The sequence below is a fragment of the Acinetobacter pullicarnis genome (assembly GCF_006352475.1).
In the GTDB taxonomy this organism is placed as follows: domain Bacteria; phylum Pseudomonadota; class Gammaproteobacteria; order Pseudomonadales; family Moraxellaceae; genus Acinetobacter; species Acinetobacter pullicarnis.
On sequence record NZ_VCMZ01000001.1, the window covers coordinates 2,454,085 to 2,473,947 of the forward strand.

Genomic DNA, 19,863 nt, shown 5'->3' on the forward strand with positions numbered 1-19,863 from the left:
GGTGATGCTGCCATCTGGATTAACAGTCGTTGTACCACCAATGATGTTCGCAACACTGTTTCCAGCATCTAGAACTGCATTGTTCAAGTCACCTGCGTTAACACCTTTGCTTGCGTTTGCAACATCTTTATAGTCGCCAGCGCTTGTAACGTTGTTTAGGCTTGTACCACCAGCAGTTGTGATGCGACCATTTTCATCTTTTTCAGCACCAGACGTTGTACCAGCAAAGGTGACGCTGTCTTTGTTAACTGAACCATCTTCGTTTTTGTCGTACTTAACTGCAAAGTCATCAGTAAGGTCTGCTTTATCTTTGATCGATTTAATCGCATCATCGATATTGTCTTTACCTGTATTACCAACGTTTGAAGTAGTGATTGAACCATCTTCATTTACAGTCGTATTACCACCGATGCTTTCTTTGATGCTTGTGCTGATGTCGCTAATCTGACCACCATTTACTGCATCTTTTGAGTCTTTCTCAATTTTACCAGCTGCAACATTGGTAATTTGATTACCAGCAACATCAACTTTAGTTTTGGTGAACGTTGGACCATTGTTAATGGTTAAACCATCAGTCGTGATCGAAGTATCGCCAACTGTTACAGACTCAAGACCAGTTAAGTTTTTGTCCAATGCGATAACGAGGTTACCTTCTTCATCTGCAATCGTTTTGATGTTCGCAGCTGAATATTCAGTATTTTCTTTCTCACCAGCACCTTTAATGCTTACAGTCTGACCTAGGTCACGATGGAATTCACCACTGTTTCCTACAAAGTCTAAACCTTTTGATGTTGTATCAAGCACTGCATTGTTCAAGTCACCTGCGTTAACGCCTTTATAAGCATTGTCAGCATTTTTATAGTCACCAGCACTTGCAACGTTGTTAAGAGTCGTACCGCCGTTCATTTCGAACTTGCCTGACGCATCTTTCGTAGCAGGAGTAGCAGTTGTACCAGCAAAGGTGACGCTGTCTTTGTTTACTGAATCATCTTCGTTTTTGTCGTACTTAACTGCGAAGTCATCAGTAAGGTCTGCTTTATCTTTGATCGATTTAATCGCATCATCGATATTGTCTTTACCTGTATTACCAACGTTTGAAGTAGTGATTGAACCATCTTCATTTACAGTCGTATTACCACCGATGCTTTCTTTGATGCTTGTGCTGATGTCGCTAATCTGACCACCATTTACTGCATCTTTTGAGTCTTTCTCAATTTTACCAGCTGCAACATTGGTAATTTGATTACCAGCAACATCAACTTTAGTTTTGGTGAACGTTGGACCATTGTTAATGGTTAAACCATCAGTCGTGATCGAAGTATCGCCAACTGTTACAGACTCAAGACCAGTTAAGTTTTTGTCCAATGCGATAACGAGGTTACCTTCTTCATCTGCAATCGTTTTGATGTTCGCAGCTGAATATTCAGTATTTTCTTTCTCACCAGCACCTTTAATGCTTACAGTCTGACCTAGGTCACGATGGAATTCACCACTGTTTCCTACAAAGTCTAAACCTTTTGATGTTGTATCAAGCACTGCATTGTTCAAGTCACCTGCGTTAACGCCTTTATAAGCATTGTCAGCATTTTTATAGTCACCAGCACTTGCAACGTTGTTAAGAGTCGTACCGCCGTTCATTTCGAACTTGCCTGACGCATCTTTCGTAGCAGGAGTAGCAGTTGTACCAGCAAAGGTGACGCTGTCTTTGTTTACTGAATCATCTTCGTTTTTGTCGTACTTAACTGCGAAGTCATCAGTAAGGTCTGCTTTATCTTTGATCGATTTAATCGCATCATCGATATTGTCTTTACCTGTATTACCAACGTTTGAAGTAGTGATTGAACCATCTTCATTTACAGTCGTATTACCACCGATGCTTTCTTTGATGCTTGTGCTGATGTCGCTAATCTGACCACCATTTACTGCATCTTTTGAGTCTTTCTCAATTTTACCAGCTGCAACATTGGTAATTTGATTACCAGCAACATCAACTTTAGTTTTGGTGAACGTTGGACCTGAACCGTACCGGGTTTGTCGGAGGGTCAATATTCTGAGAGACTATTCCGATGAAAAAACCAAACTATACCCCCGAAATTAGAGAAAGAGCGGTTCAATTACTAATTGAATCTGAAAAAGATTATCCTTCTACTTGGGCAGCAATCACAGCTATTGCACCTAAGATTGGTTGTACTCCTGAAACATTGCGTGTTTGGTATTTAAAGCATATGGATCAACTAAATCCTGCCAAAGTACAACAGATATCTGACCAAGAAAAAATGAAGCAAATGGAACGTGAAATTAAAGAATTAAAACGTGCCAATGAAATTCTACGTAAAGCAGCCGCTTTTTTCGCCCAGGCGGAGCTCGACCGCCCACACAAATAATGGTGGATTTTATCCATAACAATAAAGATCGATATGGTGTTGAAGCGATTTGTAGAATTTTACCGATTGCAGCTTCGACCTATTATCGGGCTTTAGATCTCGTTGATAACCCAGAACATCGAGCGAAACGTGCTCAGCATGATTTACATCATGCAGAACAAATCAAACGTATTTGGAAAGAAAGTTCAGGTCGATATGGTGTACGTAAAGTCTGGCAAAAATTGAAACGTGAAGGCTATGTTATTGCACGTTGTACAGTTGCTCGATTGATGCAGAAGCTAGATATACAAGGTGTTTGGCGTGGTAAGAACAAACAAACTACCCGCAGCCGAGATGATCAAAAACGAGCAGATGATTTAGTGAAACGGAATTTTAGTGCTGATCGACCTGACCAATTATGGGTCAGTGACTTTACGTATATTCAAACCAATTCTGGCTGGGTCTACACTGCATTTATTATTGATGTGTTCTCGCGAGCAATTGTTGGATGGAAAGTATCTACACGGATGAATACAGATATGGTGCTCGATGCATTGGAGCAAGCATTGCACGATCGAGGCATGCCAAAGAATGTAATTCATCATTCCGATAGAGGTGTTCAATATCTTTCTATTCGCTATACCAATCGTTTAGAAGCAGCAAATTTACGAGCATCAGTCGGTACGACAGGTGATTCATACGATAATGCTTTGGCTGAAACGGTGAATGGCTTATACAAAACAGAGGTGATTGAATATTTAAAAGCAGATTGGCAAGGTTTAGCGGATGTACAACTTGCGACATTAAATTGGGTAGATTGGTTCAACAAAAAGCGTGTACACAGTGCACTGGGTTATGTATCGCCTTTTGAGTTTGAAGCAATGTACTATGATAAGATTAATCCGTTAGGTCAGGTGGCCTAACTTAAATAAAAAAGTCTCCGACAAACCCGGTACGGTTCAACCATTGTTAATGGTTAAACCATCAGTCGTGATCGAAGTATCGCCAACTGTTACAGACTCAAGACCAGTTAAGTTTTTGTCCAATGCGATAACGAGGTTACCTTCTTCATCTGCAATCGTTTTGATATTCGCAGCTGAATATTCAGTATTTTCTTTCTCACCAGCACCTTTAATGCTTACAGTCTGACCTAGGTCACGATGGAATTCACCACTGTTTCCTACAAAGTCTAAACCTTTTGATGTTGTATCAAGCACTGCATTGTTCAAGTCACCTGCGTTAACGCCTTTATAAGCATTGTCAGCATTTTTATAGTCACCAGCACTTGCAACGTTGTTAAGAGTCGTACCGCCGTTCATTTCGAACTTGCCTGACGCATCTTTCGTAGCAGGAGTAGCAGTTGTACTAGCAAAGGTGACGCTGTCTTTGTTTACTGAATCATCTTCGTTTTTGTCGTACTTAACTGCGAAGTCATTTGCAGCTTTTGCAGCATTTTCTACTGATTTTAATTGTGCAACGTTGACTGCATCACTGTCTGTAGTACCAGCCGCGACATTGGTAATTTGACGAGTAATAGTAGAAACATTACCATCAGCATCTGTCTGTGTACCACCAACACTTACAGCAGCATGAGTCGCTGTGGTAGCTAAAATTGCATCACGATCTGACTCAGAGGCTTGAGTAGTTACATACCCTTCCATCCCTTTATCACGATCTGTAACACTATTAGAACCAAGTGCTACGCCGCCTTCTCTATCAGCAACTGCCCCACCACCAAGTGCAGTAGCAAACTTAATTTTAGATTTCGCTTGTTGTCCAATTGCAACACCGCCTTCAGCTTCTACATAAGAATTTGCACCAATGGTTACACCACCATCTGCAGATCCACCAGTTTTCGCTTTTGAACCAATAGCTACTGAACCGTAATCTGCATTTGTACCACTTTGATCAGCAACTGCGCCAAGTCCAATAGCAACGCCATAAGCATAACCAAAAGAGTCTTGACCAATCGCTATACCACCACGATCTTCACCAGAGTTTGAGCGTGCATTTCGACCAATGGAAATACCATCTTGCGTTGCAAGTGCACCAGCACCAAGCGCAATACCACCCGTTAACTGAGGCGATCCAACAGTATCAGAACCAGCTTGTACTTTTGCACCAAGACCAATTGCAATTGCATCATCAATCGTTGAACTGGCTCCAACCCCTAAAGCCATCGAGTTTTTACCCTTGGCTCCGTCATTATTAAAGTTTCCACCTTTATCACCACCGTCGTTCACGCTGAGATAGTGTGTTTCAACTGCAGTTATTGCTGCACCAACATTTTTATAATCTTTCCCACCCACGTTGTATGTTGGAGCTGAAACGCCACCAGTTGTTTCGTTATATACCGAACCACCACCTAAGTTGCTGGCCGTATCTTTACCTTGTTTATCTGTTAATTCTTTTTGCTTTTTCAACTGCGCAACAGTAACACCATCAGTATCTACAGCACCATCAGCTAAATTTTGAAGGCGACGTAATTCACCCTCTTTACCAACAGAGACGACACCCTTTACAGTTGATAATTTTTGGTTGCTTAAGTAGCCATCACCCTTAGCAGCTGTAGCAATCGCATTTAGACCAATCGCAGCACTATTGTCAGTATTAACCTGACTGCCCATGCCTAGTGCAACACCACCAACCACTGTGGATTTAGCACCATCACCAATTACAACCGCATTATCTTTATCTGCAATTGCATTAGTACCAATCGCAACTGACTTCTTACCACTGGCCTTAGAGAATGCACCAATTGATAAAGCATTGTCTTGAGTCGCTTGAGCACCACCACCAAAAGCAATCGAGTCTTTACCTGTTGATTTGGTTTGTCCTTCTGTTTGGTATCCAACACCACCTTGACCCGCAACTTCTTCTGCGCTTTCAATATCAGGAGAACCAATTGCAATCGAACGATAACCCGTTGCCGTTGCAGAGTGACCAATCGCTAAAGTTCCTTTGCCAGTTGCAGCAGCGACATTACCAATCGCTTGCGCAAAATCTGCTGTTGCAGCAGATTGACGTCCAAGCGCCAATGCTGTATTGCCACCAGAAAGAGCACCAACACCAATTGCAACACCCGCAACGTCTTTAGTATGAGCATACGTCCCAATCGCCACTGATAAGCTTTTTTCATTAAGCGCACCAGAACCTACCGCAGTAGATCCCCCTAAAGGAGTTCCATTAACTCGTCCACCTTTATCATAATCAGTGTTATATGGATTTTTTCTGTCCGCTATTTTAGAGTCCTCACCCGCTTTTGCGTTACAGCCAATTGCGACCCCATTTTTATCAGTGGCAGTTGCTGCAGCACTACCACACTCGGCTCCTGAAAGTACTGTCCCTGCAAATGCATTTGCAGAGAAGCTCACCACCCCAACAATCGCAACAATAGAACCAACCGTCTTAGCAGTTGATTTTGACTTTGATTTTGCTAACTCAGAAACAGCAACCCACGCCCCAATTGAAGCATTCCAAATTACTCTATAAATCTTGTTCATAAGACACCCTTTTTTAATTTATTTCCCTTTTTTTATAAAAGAGAAAAGACTTGGGCGCATATTAACGTATAAAATGTGTAAATTGAACATTTATCATATTAAAAATGTACATATTTAACATTTTTAATATTGATTAGACCCTACTTCTCATTATTGTTAAATATAAATATATAGTTTTTATTAATTTTTCTAAAAATTAAACAATATTGGTTTAAAATTAACTCAAATTCGGAATTTTTAGAGAATTTTTTCCATATGAAATTCTTTTTTTAATAAAGATTCGTAAAATTACACGACAAAAAATAGGAAGGCTTCCCTCCAATAATTCAGCCTGTTTGGATGTTCCAAATGCATGATAAATTGTTCGTGATTTCTAGTAACCTGTAAGATTCTTCTAAAAGCAGTATTATTTGTGCTATTTAGCTACATAATCCACTAATGGCTAAATTTCACACTTCATCAATTCTCTTATTTTTATTCTTTTTTATAAGCTTTTTCAGGCTAATTTATAGCAGAGCTGTCTATCTCTTTCAGTTGGATGACACGCATAGAAACTATCTATTTGAATAATTTTGGTTGAATTCTATATTATTGTTATATATTAATTTATGCTTTATTTAGTTTTTCGTCATAACAGAAAATACCAACTCGAAACCGTTGAGTTGCATTTTCTTTTCCAAAATCTTTTTGACTACATTCAATTGCACTTGAGAGTATTTTTTCCGACATTTCTCCCCAAAGCTGCTCGCTTAAAACCTTAAGTTGGTCTATCGATTTTTGACTGAGTGATTCTGCAAAAATTGCCTGTTCTAAAAATGCATCATCTTTATGAATTAAATTATGGACTCCAGCAGATAAATGATCTGCAACATTGGCACTAAATATTTTTTTACTTTGAATCAAATCTGGCCTTGGCTTTAAACAAGTTGATTGCAATACAACATGCTCTTCTTCCTCAACAACCATGCCCAATCGTTTTAACTCTAATAATACCGAGCGCGGATGCTTTTCAGTTGAGATTGTCTTGACCAAAGCCTCAAAACTATCAATCCCTGTGATGGGTAACTGGTGAGAGAGATCACTGCGAATCCATGCACCAATAACCCGTGCAGCAATACTCATGGGTGTGTAAGCTTCTAGATTATTAAGTAAGTAATGACCGTTGTTTTCTTGTCGATACGCGCTGACATCGCGACGATGTAAACCGGATAATAAACTGAGCGATGAATCCGTTTTCTTTTGATCAATATATTCTGATTCTCGAATCGCTTCATTATAAAACAAGGGCTTTAATGCAGTTGAAAATTCAGTGTAACCCACACCAGATTTTACCAACCAACTGGTTAATTCCTGCATAATCCCCATAACTGATTCGAGTGTTGATGTTGCATCATTAGATGGTGATTTAAGTGCCAACTCATTCACCTCCGAATCAAACAACTCAGTTGATGCAAATTTTGCCATGAAAATGTTCCTTAACGACTGAACTAATCTTTTAAATATATTATATTTTTTACCTAGGTAAAGGACCATGACGGGATCAAAATCCACGCTGAGTAAAAATTATTTTTCTTTCCTAGGTTCGCTGTAATATACAGCGAACCTAGGCTGATTACCACCGAATTAAAAGGTCAAGGTCTTTACCCTAATTAGCCAAGGCAATATACACTCAACCAAACGACTTGAGACTTTTTATTCACAATACTTTACTGTTTAAAGTATCCCTTGATTACTATTTAAACACTAAACTTAAATTACAATAAATTTATACAGAAAGTCGCATTTAAAGCGATCACAACTGATTAAATTCAATCTATTTTATAATCAATCAAGAGTAAATATGTAGGCTTACAACGAAGCACGTCAAAAAGCCCACAAAGCCTTAAATCTACCAACTTACGTTAACACGACGATTTGGCGTTAAACATTCAATTAAATGATTACGCGTATCCTGCACTTCGCATACTTGATAAGCCTCTGTTTTTCCATTTGCAAAAACTTGGATGCGTTCCGCTGGAATTCCATATTGAACCAATAAGTTTGCAACGGTACTTGCACGTTTTGCTGATAATTTTTGGTTATATCCGACATTACCCAAGCGATCTGTAAATCCAGCAACAACAACAGGTTTAACTGAATTGGAGCGTCGAATCATTTCCGCAATATCTGCAACTTCATTACGACCATTGAGAATCGCATTGGCATCATGTTGATCAAAAGAAAATAGAACATTGGCATTCAGATTGTTTTGGCCTGCAACAGTCACCTGCTGAATGACTGGCGGTAATTGCTGCACAATCGTTTCGGGACGAATCATAAATTCTTCGCATTCTTCCCCTTTCCAGTTCAAACGCTCGGCCACATATTTTTTATCGAAATCGATACGTAGCTGACAACGTTTATATGCTTGCGTATTGGGCTTACGAATATCTAAAACGTAATTCCATTGTTTAACAAAGAATAGACCTTCACTAAATTGGGGATTGCCCAAAATATGACGAAACTGATCTTTATTTGAACCTATAGCCAAACGTGCAACATCTGCATATTCATAACGCTTAACTTGATTTAGATAGCTGCTATCAACCTCTGGAAAGGTTATCTCATCTGCAGTCTGCACAGTTTGTATTTGAGCATCATTTGCAGCATATGAACCAACAACCGTCATGGCGAATAAGCCAGCGACCAAACTCTTTACAATACTTTTCATGTTTAAATCTCTATCTTTGAGCTTAAAAGGAAGGCTGTAAACCAGCCCTCCCTCACCAGCAATTGATTAGTCAATTACACCACTGATACCGATACGGAAGCTTGGGTCACCTTCTGAAGCTGCTGCAACACCACCAGTCAATGACCAGCGACCATTGTCGGCAGTTTTACGTAAGGTCACACCCACTGCATTTTCACCACCATGGTGAGCTGCAGCCGCTGCATAACTCCATTTACCGGCAACAAATGGCGCTGACTCTAAAGCCATTGCTGCTGCAATACCTGCATTGGCACGCTTCTCAACATTTTTGATGTTCTGGTTGGTTTGTTGGAATACTTGCTCCATACGATCACCTAAGTTATCCACTTTAGTGTCTATAGCGCCCAGTGCATCCCCAACGTTGTCGTATTTACCACCAGCAACGTTATAAGTCGGCCCTGTCCACTTGTTGTTCTCGTATTTCGAACCACCACCCAGAGAGTTTGCGATGTTCTGATTGGTTTCATTGAGCTGAGAACCATTCACTGCATCCTGAGATGCCGCACTCACATCACCATTAGCCACGCCCGTGATTTTTTTATCACCAGCATGAATGCCTTGATCGTCAATCGTAACAGTACCTACATTGACCTTACCGCTGGTCACGCTATCAAAGTTAACGTCTTGCTTGGTTGCAACTTCATAGTTCTTACCACCACCAGGGATATCTGTCACTTTAACAGTAACGTTATCGCCAGCACTTACAGTAGATTTTGCATCTGTTGCTGCCTTGTTGACTGCATCAATTGCATCATGGATGTTGTCTTTTCCAGTATTACCAATATTGTTATTGGTTACACTGCCATCAGGGTTAACAGTTGTGTTTCCACCAACAATACTTGCAAGGTTGTCGCCAGCCTTGTTCACTGCATCATTCACTGCGTTGTTTAGATCTCCAGCATTGACACCATTGCCCGCATTTTTCACATCAGTGTAATCACCAGCACTTGCTACATTGTTCAAGCTGGTTCCACCTTCAGTGCTGATATTGCCATTTGCATCTTTACTTGCAGTAACAGGCTTGCCTTCAAGCGTCACGCTATCTTTATTTACAGAGCCATCAGAATTGCGGTCATACTTAACCATACCATCAACATCTATTGGTGCTGTTGGGTTACCAGCGATCTGATCAATAACTTCCTTCAACTGCTCTTCAGTCGCAGCACGACCTTGTGTTGCAAAATCAGCAGCACTTAAATCACGGTTGCTTAAGCCAATCATGGTGTTGTTATTACCATTGATGTAAACATCGCCGATAGAAACAGTTTGAAGATTAATCAAGTTTCTAGACAACTGAATTTCTAACTTGCCGTCTTTACTCACTGTACGAATGTTATCGCTATTGGCTGCATCTGCTTCATCAGCAGTCAAGCCACCAACAATTTCTAACTCTTGATTCAGTTTCTTCGCAATCGAGTCACCTTGGTTTCCTTTGAATTTGAGACCGTCATTCAATGTCGCAACTTCTTCAGTCGTACCATCTGGTTTCTCATAAACAATACGCGTTGAGGTCGTACCGTCAGCACCATTTAAACCTGGCGCACCGTCTTTACCTGTTAACGAAATACCGTCTTTGCCATCTTTACCATTCAACACCAAGCTGTCAGCTTTCAAGTCTTTGTCGAGTGCAACAATTAAGTTACCATCGGCATCAATCGTAGTTTTGATATTTTCAGCTGAGTATTGATCGTCAGCTTTAACACCAGCACCTTTGATCGTGACTGTCTCACCCAGTTTCTTATCAACTTTTCCAGTATTCGCTGCAAAAGTTAATGGATTGTTTGTAACACCAGTAACCGCACCATCAACATAAGACTTGTTAACAATATGATCACCCGCAGTGATTGGACCATCATAATGTGCACCCGCATTATTCACCGTGAAGTTGTCACCTAATTTGGTTTCATTCAACACTGTTAAATTGTTGGTAGTCACGCTGTTCAAGCCAGTCAAGTCTTTCGACAATTGGATTTCAAGCTCGCCTTTCGCATTTTGTACAGTACGGATGTTTTCAGAACTTGCTGCTTCTGCAGTCAGGTCTGTCATACCGCCAACAACACCCAATTTCTCGTTGAGTTTTTTGTTGATGATTTGGCCATCGTTACCAACAAATTGCAGACCGTCATTTAACGTTGCAACTTCTTCAGTCGTACCATCTGCTTTTTCATAAACAATACGCGTTGAGGTCGTACCGTCAGCACCATTTAAACCTGGCGCACCATCTTTCGCTGTTAACGAAATACCGTCTGTACCATTTAGACCATCCTTACCAGCAAGGGTAATTTCATTGGTTGTCACAGTCTCTGTTTTAAAGTCTTTGTCGAGTGCAACAATTAAGTTGCCGTCGGCATCAATCGTGGTTTTGATATTTTCAGCTGAGTATTGATCGTCAGCTTTAACACCAGCACCTTTGATCGTGACTGTCTCACCCAGTTTCTTATCGACACTGCCCTCATTTGCAGCGAAAGTAAGTGGTTTGTTGCCTAGCTCAGTAACACTGTTATCCACATATTCTTTATTGGTAACATGCGTGCCTTCTGTGATGTCACCATCATAATGCGCACCCGTATTATTCACCGTGAAGTTATCACCCAACTTCGTCTCACCCGTAACAGTCAAGTTAGTGGTATTAACACTATTCAAGCCAGTCAAGTCTTTCGACAATTGGATTTCAAGCTCGCCTTTCGCATTTTGTACAGTACGGATGTTTTCAGAACTTGCTGCTTCTGCAGTCAGGTCTGTCATACCGCCAACAACACCCAATTTCTCGTTGAGTTTTTTGTTGATGATTTGGCCATCGTTACCAATAAATTGCAGACCGTCATTTAACGTTGCAACTTCTTCAGTCGTACCATCTGCTTTTTCATAAACAATACGCGTTGAGGTCGTACCGTCAGCACCATTTAAACCTGGCGCACCATCTTTCGCCGTTAACGAAATACCGTCTGTACCATTTAGACCATCCTTACCAGCAAGGGTAATTTCATTGGTTGTCACAGTCTCTGTTTTAAAGTCTTTGTCGAGTGCAACAATTAAGTTGCCGTCGGCATCAATCGTGGTTTTGATATTTTCAGCTGAGTATTGATCGTCAGCTTTAACACCAGCACCTTTGATCGTGACTGTCTCACCCAGTTTCTTATCAACACTGCCCTCATTTGCAGCGAAAGTAAGTGGTTTGTTGCCTAGCTCAGTAACACTGTTATCCACATATTCTTTATTGGTAACATGCGTGCCTTCTGTGATGTCACCATCATAATGCGCACCCGTATTATTCACCGTGAAGCTGTCACCTAATTTGGTTTCATTCAACACTGTTAAATTGTTGGTGGTCACACTGTTCAAGCTAACATCTTTCGCAGTTTCAACGAGGTAGTTGTCTGAACCATCTGCATTCTCAGACTTGGTAACAACAATGTTGTCGCCTTGAGATACCGTGGTTTTTGACTTCGCTGCTTGATCGCCAATTGCTTCAGCAACCGTGTTGTAGTCATGACCAGACACATTAAATGGACCAGTGACGCTACCGGCATTGTTGGTGACACCGCCACCTAAAATGTTGCTCACTGAATCAGTCGTGCTGTCCAACTGGCTACCATTGATCGCGTCAGTTGAAGTCGAAGAGACAGTACCTGCAGCTAAACCACTGATTTTATTGTTTGAACCATCAACGAGGATATCGCCAACTTGCACTGTATCGAAGCTAACGTCTTTCGCAGTTTCAACGAGGTAGTTGTCTGAACCATCTGCATTTTCAGACTTAGTAACAACAATATTGTCGCCTTGAGATACCGTGGTTTTTGACTTCGCTGCTTGATCGCCAATTGCTTCAGCAACCGTGTTGTAGTCATGACCAGATACATTAAATGGACCAGTGACGCTACCGGCATTGTTGGTGACACCGCCACCTAAAATGTTGCTCACTGAATCAGTCGTGCTGTCCAACTGGCTACCATTGATCGCGTCAGTTGAAGTCGAAGAGACAGTACCTGCAGCTAAACCACTGATTTTATTGCTTGAACCATCAACGAGGATATCGCCAACTTGCACTGTATCGAAGCTAACGTCTTTCGCAGTTTCAACGAGGTAGTTGTCTGAACCATCTGCATTCTCAGACTTAGTAACAACAATGTTGTCGCCTTCAGATACCGTGGTTTTTGACTTCGCTGCTTGATCGCCAATTGCTTCAGCAACCGTGTTGTAGTCATGACCAGATACATTAAATGGACCAGTGACGCTACCGGCATTGTTGGTGACACCGCCACCTAAAATGTTGCTCACTGAATCAGTCGTGCTGTCCAACTGGCTACCATTGATCGCGTCAGTTGAAGTCGAAGAGACAGTACCTGCAGCTAAACCACTGATTTTATTGTTTGAACCATCAACGAGGATATCGCCAACTTGCACTGTATCGAAGCTAACGTCTTTCGCAGTTTCAACGAGGTAGTTGTCTGAACCATCTGCATTTTCAGACTTAGTAACAACAATGTTGTCGCCTTGAGATACCGTGGTTTTTGACTTCGCTGCTTGATCGCCAATTGCTTCAGCAACCGTGTTGTAGTCATGACCAGATACATTAAATGGACCAGTGACGCTACCGGCATTGTTGGTGACACCGCCACCTAAAATGTTGCTCACTGAATCAGTCGTGCTGTCCAACTGGCTACCATTGATCGCGTCAGTTGAAGTCGAAGAGACAGTACCTGCAGCTAAACCACTGATTTTATTGCTTGAACCATCAACGAGGATATCGCCAACTTGCACTGTATCGAAGCTAACGTCTTTCGCAGTTTCAACGAGGTAGTTGTCTGAACCATCTGCATTCTCAGACTTAGTAACAACAATGTTGTCGCCTTCAGATACCGTGGTTTTTGACTTCGCTGCTTGATCGCCAATTGCTTCAGCAACCGTGTTGTAGTCATGACCAGATACATTAAATGGACCAGTGACGCTACCGGCATTGTTGGTGACACCGCCACCTAAAATGTTGCTCACTGAATCAGTCGTGCTGTCCAACTGGCTACCATTGATCGCGTCAGTTGAAGCCGAAGAGACAGTACCTGCAGCTAAACCACTGATTTTATTGCTTGAACCATCAACGAGGATATCGCCAACTTGCACTGTATCGAAGCTAACGTCTTTCGCAGTTTCAACGAGGTAGTTGTCTGAACCATCTGCATTTTCAGACTTAGTAACAACAATGTTGTCGCCTTGAGATACCGTGGTTTTTGACTTCGCTGCTTGATCGCCAATTGCTTCAGCAACCGTGTTGTAGTCATGACCAGATACATTAAATGGACCAGTGACGCTACCGGCATTGTTGGTGACACCGCCACCTAAAATGTTGCTCACTGAATCAGTCGTGCTGTCCAACTGGCTACCATTGATCGCGTCAGTTGAAGCCGAAGAGACAGTACCTGCAGCTAAACCACTGATTTTATTGCTTGAACCATCAACGAGGATATCGCCAACTTGCACTGTATCGAAGCTAACGTCTTTCGCAGTTTCAACGAGGTAGTTGTCTGAACCATCTGCATTTTCAGACTTAGTAACAACAATGTTGTCGCCTTGAGATACCGTGGTTTTTGACTTCGCTGCTTGATCGCCAATTGCTTCAGCAACCGTGTTGTAGTCATGACCAGACACATTAAATGGACCAGTGACGCTACCTGCATTGTTGGTGACACCGCCACCTAAAATGTTGCTCACTGAATCAGTCGTGCTGTCCAACTGACTACCATTGATCGCGTCAGTTGAAGTCGAAGAGACAGTACCTGCAGCTAAACCACTGATTTTATTGCTTGAACCATCAACGAGAATATCGCCAACTTGCACTGTATCGAAGCTAACGTCTTTCGCAGTTTCAACGAGGTAGTTGTCTGAACCATCTGCATTTTCAGACTTAGTAACAACAATGTTGTCGCCTTCAGATACCGTGGTTTTTGACTTCGCTGCTTGATCGCCAATTGCTTCAGCAACCGTGTTGTAGTCATGACCAGATACATTAAATGGACCAGTGACGCTACCTGCATTGTTGGTGACACCGCCACCTAAAATGTTGCTCACTGAATCAGTCGTGCTGTCCAACTGGCTACCATTGATCGCGTCAGTTGAAGTCGAAGAGACAGTACCTGCAGCTAAACCACTGATTTTATTGCTTGAACCATCAACGAGAATATCGCCAACTTGCACTGTATCGAAGCTAACGTCTTTCTTAGTTTGAACCGTGTACTCTTTACCACCAGCTGCATTAACGCCTTCTGTAACGTCAACATTTTCACCTGCAACAACAGTGGCATGTTTACCTGCTTCAGTTAAAGCTTCATTTGCAATATTGGTTACGTCAGTAACGTTTTCATTGGTTGCATGTAGCTGACTACCATTCACTGCATCTTTAGATGTAGCTGAGAGCTCGCCTGCTGCAACATTGGTGACTTTTTTACCACCCGCATTGATGCCTGCTGTTGTAATGCTTGGACCATTATTAATGGTTAAACCATCAGTATTGATCGTTGTATTGCCAGTTTTAACCGAATTAAAATTCACATCATTACTGGTGCCAACCGTTAATTTATTGCCTGTGCGTTGAATGTCAATATTTTGACCATTCAAAAACTCAACTGTGTCACTCGCTTTTACAGCAGATGCCGTATCGTCATTGGCTTGGATTTTCCAAGTTTGGTTTTGTAGGCTCGTGATATTAGTCGTATTGGTTATTGTTCGACCATCTAAATTCGTAATGGCAGCCCCGACATCATTTACAGTTGTACCACCTACATTATATGTTGGCGCAGTAATGCTACCTGTAGTTTTATCAAGTACAGAACCTCCACCTAAAGCTTTAGCCGTACTATCAGCCACTTTATCTGTATATAATTTTACAGTGGTCAATTGCGCAACGTTGACAACATCTGTATCAGCAGTGCCTGCTGCAACACCTGTAATTTGACGAGTTACATTGTTTTTGACATCGCCAACAGAAACGGCAGCACGTGTCGATTTCCAAGTTGAGTCTGTCTTAGTTGAACTCGTCCCAGTAATTGCATCATATCCAGCTACTTTAGCATCAATGACTGAGACTGAACTTGTACCTATTGCTACGCCACCATCAATTGTTGCTTTTGCACCAGTACCAATTGCAGTACCGTTTTTATTCGCTGATGATCCACTACCAATTGCAGTCGCATTATCACCTATCGTTGTTGCACCTTGACCAGGCTTATTCCCCGAACCGATTGCTGTAGAGTTAATACCACCAGCAAGCGTATTAATCCCCAGTGCTACAGCACCTGATTTAGTTGCTTGAGATACAGCACCAATTGCTAAAGCGCCTTCATCCGATGCTACAGCCTTGGTTCCTAAGGCTATAGAAGCGATACCGCTTGCTAAAGACGTTGTACCTATTGCCGTCGAAAATGCACCGCTCGCAACGTTTTGTATTCCTAGTGCAATAGAAGCACCACCACTCGATTGCGTTTCTTTATAATCACTTTCTATTAATGTATCACCTGTTAACGTAGTATATTTTTTACCATCTTGATCAATAACGCGATCGATATCATCTCCTCCAATCGCAATAGATGAATGCCCAGTCGCTCGCGTATTTGCTCCTAAACCAATCGCTTGATCACCTGACGCTTGACTGTCGAAACCAATCGCAATCGCTTGGTTATATTTAGTTAGATCCGAATAGGTATCACCATTAGGTCGAACGGCTTGTGTAGTGGCATCACCACCAATTGCAATAGAATCTCTAGTTGGCGCACATGCCACCCCCCCCCTCACCAATAGCTATACTTCCAAATGCTTTAGTTCCCCATCCAGCACTTGACGTTGTACAATTAAGAGCGGTACTCCCAGTACCTGCTTGATATGCAAACGCATCTGCTGAGAAACTCACTATCCCAATAATTGTAACGATCGAACCAACCGTCTTCGCAGTTGATTTTGATTTACTTTTAGCCAATTCTGAAACCGCCACCCATGCCCCGAGTGATGCATTCCAAATGACTCTATAGACTTTATTCATATCCCACCTTAATTTAATTATTTATTATCGCGCAGCAAAAATGTCGACTACGCCACTTATTATTGTAATAAAAGTTTTTTTTATTCAATTTTTCATCAGCAAAACAATATGATTTAAATCATTAGCTTTAATTTAATATATTATATTATATTTTAAAACACACAGTTTAATATCTATGAAAAATTTAAAATAAAATTCAAGTAAAATTAAAATAAATAATTAATATCAATAACTTATAAAAATAATCATGTTTAAAAACCTCCTTGCTAAATCTCCACGCAAACAGAAACTACCTAAAAAACTTAATTTAAATAATATTCCACTTGAATTATACATATTATTAAAAAATAAAATAAATATAAGAAAAAATTAAGTATTAAAATAAAAAACTCAACATTTAAAACATATTAATATTTAAAACATAGGATGCCTGATAAATAAAAAATATTGTAATATCCATAATATCCAGACTTAGCTTAATCTAAATTCGACATTAAGAAATAATGTACTGAACCTATAAAAAAAAGCACCAGCGAGTATTCAACTCACTGGTGCTTTTAATATTCAGACCCTGTGTTTACAGGGCACTCTCTTAGTTCGGTTTCATTTTATCAAACACCAAATGACCATCTGCACTGCTGACTAAAATAGTATCCCCTGGCAGATATTGCCCTGCTAGAATTTTCTGTGCCAATGGGTTTTCAATCCGCTGCTGTATCGCACGTTTTAACGGACGCGCACCAAAGACCGGATCAAAGCCTGCGTCCACCAATTGATCAAAGGCGTTATCGTCTACATTTAAGTCTAAATCCCGCTCAACCAATCGCGCACGTAAACGATCAAGCTGAATATCTGCAATACCGCGAATCTGTGATTTCTTCAATGAATGGAAGACTACCAACTCATCAATCCGGTTGATAAACTCTGGACGGAAATGCTCACCGACCGCCTCCATCACCACGGTACGCACATCATCCTCGCTGGCGCCCTCACCCAGTTCACGTACATCTTGTGAACCCAAGTTAGATGTCATCACAATTACGGTGTTTTTAAAGTCAATCATGCGCCCTTGCGAGTCGGTCAAACGACCATCATCCAAGACTTGCAGCAAGATATTAAAAACATCTGGATGGGCTTTTTCGACCTCATCAAATAACACCACGCTATATGGCTTACGACGTACCGCTTCGGTCAATATGCCACCTTCTTCATAACCGACATAACCCGGAGGCGCACCCACCAAACGGCTAACAGAGTGTTTTTCCATAAACTCACTCATATCAATCCGAATCATGGCGTCATCATCATCAAATAAGAAGTTTGCCAAAGCTTTGGTCAACTCAGTTTTACCCACACCTGTCGGCCCAAGGAACAAGAACGACCCACTTGGACGATTCGGATCGGACAAGCCCGCACGCGAGCGACGAATCGCATTGGAGACAGCAACCACGGCTTCGTCCTGACCCACCACACGACGATGCAAGAATGCTTCCATTTCGAGTAGCTTTTCACGTTCACCTTGCAGCATTTTCGCGACTGGAATACCTGTCGCAGCACTTACCACTTCAGCAATTTCATTTTCAGTAACTTTGGTTCGAATCAGTTTTGGTGCTTCACCCTCTTCCTCATTGTCTTCAACGAGTTCAGCTTGCGCCAATTGCTTTTGCAACTCTGGAATCACGCCATACTGCAAACGGCTTGCCTCTGCCCAGTCACCATCGCGTTGTGCTTTCTCTAAAGCAATACGTGCCTGATCAAGCGCAACCTGTGCCTTACTGGTGCCTTCAACAATGGTTTTCTCAGCGCGCCAAATTTCTTCGAGGTCATTATATTCAGCTTGAACTTCTTGAATTTGACGCTCTAAATGACTGACTTCTGCCTTACTGACCGAGTCTTCGTCTTTTTTCACCGCTTCGAGCTGCATTTTCAATTGAATTAAACGACGGTCTAAACGATCTAATGGTTCAGGCTTAGAATCGATTTCCATTTTAATGCGTGAGGCTGCTTCATCAATTAAATCGATGGCTTTATCTGGCAACTGACGATCTGTTATATAACGATGCGACATTTTTGCAGCAGCAATAATCGCAGAGTCTAAAATCTGCACGCCATGATGGGTCGCATATTTTTCTTTCAAACCACGTAAAATCGCAATGGTGTCTTCAACACTCGGTTCATCGACCAAGACTTTCTGGAAACGACGCTCTAGCGCTGCATCTTTCTCGATGTACTGACGATACTCATCGAGAGTGGTTGCACCCACACAGCGTAGCTCACCACGCGCCAAAGCAGGTTTAAGCATATTGCCCGCATCCATCGCGCCATCGCCTTTACCCGCACCAACCAAGGTATGCAACTCATCAATGAATAAGATAATTTGACCATCCTGTTTAGCCAAATCAGTCAGCACAGTTTTTAAACGCTCTTCAAACTCACCACGGTATTTTGCTCCCGCCAACAATGAGCCCAAATCAAGCGATAAAACACGTTTTCCTTTGAGACTCTCAGGCACTTCACCATTGACAATACGTTGCGCTAATCCTTCTACAATTGCCGTTTTACCCACACCTGGCTCACCGATGAGGACCGGATTATTTTTAGTTCGACGTGACAACACCTGAATGGTGCGGCGAATTTCTTCATCACGTCCAATGACAGGATCAAGTTTGCCCGCGAGCGCACGCTCAGTCAGGTCAACCGTATATTTATTTAATGAATCACGCTGGTCTTCGTGGTTATTACTGATCACTTTGTCTCCACCTCGAATTTTATCAATGACTTCACGTAAGCGTTCAGGACTTACACCTACTTTTTTTAATAGCTTTTGGGTTGCTCCAGTTTCAGCCAAAGCCAACAACACCCAATCCGTGGTTAAAAACTCATCACCTGCTTTGAGCGCAAAGCTATCCGCTAGATTTAAAGCACGCACCGACTCAGGATTTAAATTGATGTCGCCAGTCGGCTGACTTAAGGTTGCGGCAGATTGCAAGGCTTGCTCAAGTTGTTGCTGTAACTCAGGTAAGTTAGCACCTGCTTGCTGTAGTAAACTCAAGTTTGCAGGTTCTTTCAGTAAAACGGCTAAAATATGGGTTGTTTCAATCGCGGTATGATCTTTGGACATCGCCAAAGACTGCGCATCAGATAAGCTTTGTTGTAAACGATTCGTGAATTTTTCAAAACGCATTCTTATTATTCCTCTCAAGTAAATTTAAGCATTGATCA

The 19,863-nt window shown here is 41.7% G+C and carries 7 protein-coding genes, 1 pseudogene and 1 other annotated feature; of the genes and pseudogenes, 1 reads left to right on the forward strand and 7 read right to left on the reverse strand.

The window, feature by feature from the left end; translation table 11 throughout:
* Nucleotides 1-303: 303 nt before the first annotated feature.
* Nucleotides 304-2,016, reverse strand: a pseudogene (locus FD716_RS19510) (hypothetical protein); the annotation flags it as partial.
* A 50-nt stretch (nt 2,017-2,066) separates the two neighbouring features.
* On the opposite strand from FD716_RS19510, the gene FD716_RS10840 reads away from it, so the two are divergent.
* Nucleotides 2,067-3,286 (forward strand): IS3 family transposase gene (locus FD716_RS10840; protein ID WP_125269079.1). Its coding sequence is split into 2 segments (ribosomal slippage): nt 2,067-2,343 and nt 2,343-3,286, totalling 1,221 coding nucleotides; the frame shifts between segments, so codons are not numbered across the junction.
* Nucleotides 2,342-2,458, forward strand: a sequence feature (AL1L pseudoknot). Its footprint overlaps the gene before it by 117 nt.
* A gap of 36 nt (nt 3,287-3,322) precedes the next feature.
* Here FD716_RS10840 and FD716_RS10845 read toward each other — a convergent pair.
* The 6 genes from FD716_RS10845 to clpB form a co-directional block, all read right to left on the reverse strand.
* The gene (locus tag FD716_RS10845; protein WP_139852352.1) at nt 3,323-5,866 is read right to left on the reverse strand and encodes an ESPR-type extended signal peptide-containing protein; all 2,544 of its coding nucleotides are present in this window, start codon (nt 5,864-5,866) and stop codon (nt 3,323-3,325) included.
* 606 nt (nt 5,867-6,472) lie between these two features.
* Nucleotides 6,473-7,231, reverse strand: coding sequence for a DUF6502 family protein (locus FD716_RS10850; RefSeq protein ID WP_407641931.1), 759 nt, complete (start codon nt 7,229-7,231; stop codon nt 6,473-6,475).
* A 523-nt stretch (nt 7,232-7,754) separates the two neighbouring features.
* Entirely contained in the window at nt 7,755-8,576 is an 822-nt protein-coding gene (gene tpgA / locus FD716_RS10855) for a trimeric autotransporter adhesin/peptidogylcan-associated protein TpgA (protein WP_139852354.1), read from the reverse strand.
* Nucleotides 8,577-8,642: 66 nt separating this feature from the next.
* On the reverse strand, nt 8,643-16,385 hold the full coding sequence (locus FD716_RS19515) for a YadA-like family protein (protein WP_171477027.1): 7,743 nt from the start codon (nt 16,383-16,385) through the stop codon (nt 8,643-8,645).
* The gene (locus FD716_RS10865) at nt 16,366-16,641 is read right to left on the reverse strand and encodes an ESPR domain-containing protein (RefSeq protein ID WP_139852356.1); all 276 of its coding nucleotides are present in this window, start codon (nt 16,639-16,641) and stop codon (nt 16,366-16,368) included. Before FD716_RS10865 ends, FD716_RS19515 begins: the two co-directional genes overlap by 20 nt.
* 592 nt (nt 16,642-17,233) lie before the next feature.
* The gene (clpB, locus tag FD716_RS10870; protein WP_139852357.1) at nt 17,234-19,825 is read right to left on the reverse strand and encodes an ATP-dependent chaperone ClpB; all 2,592 of its coding nucleotides are present in this window, start codon (nt 19,823-19,825) and stop codon (nt 17,234-17,236) included.
* Between the last annotated feature and the right edge of the window lie 38 nt (nt 19,826-19,863).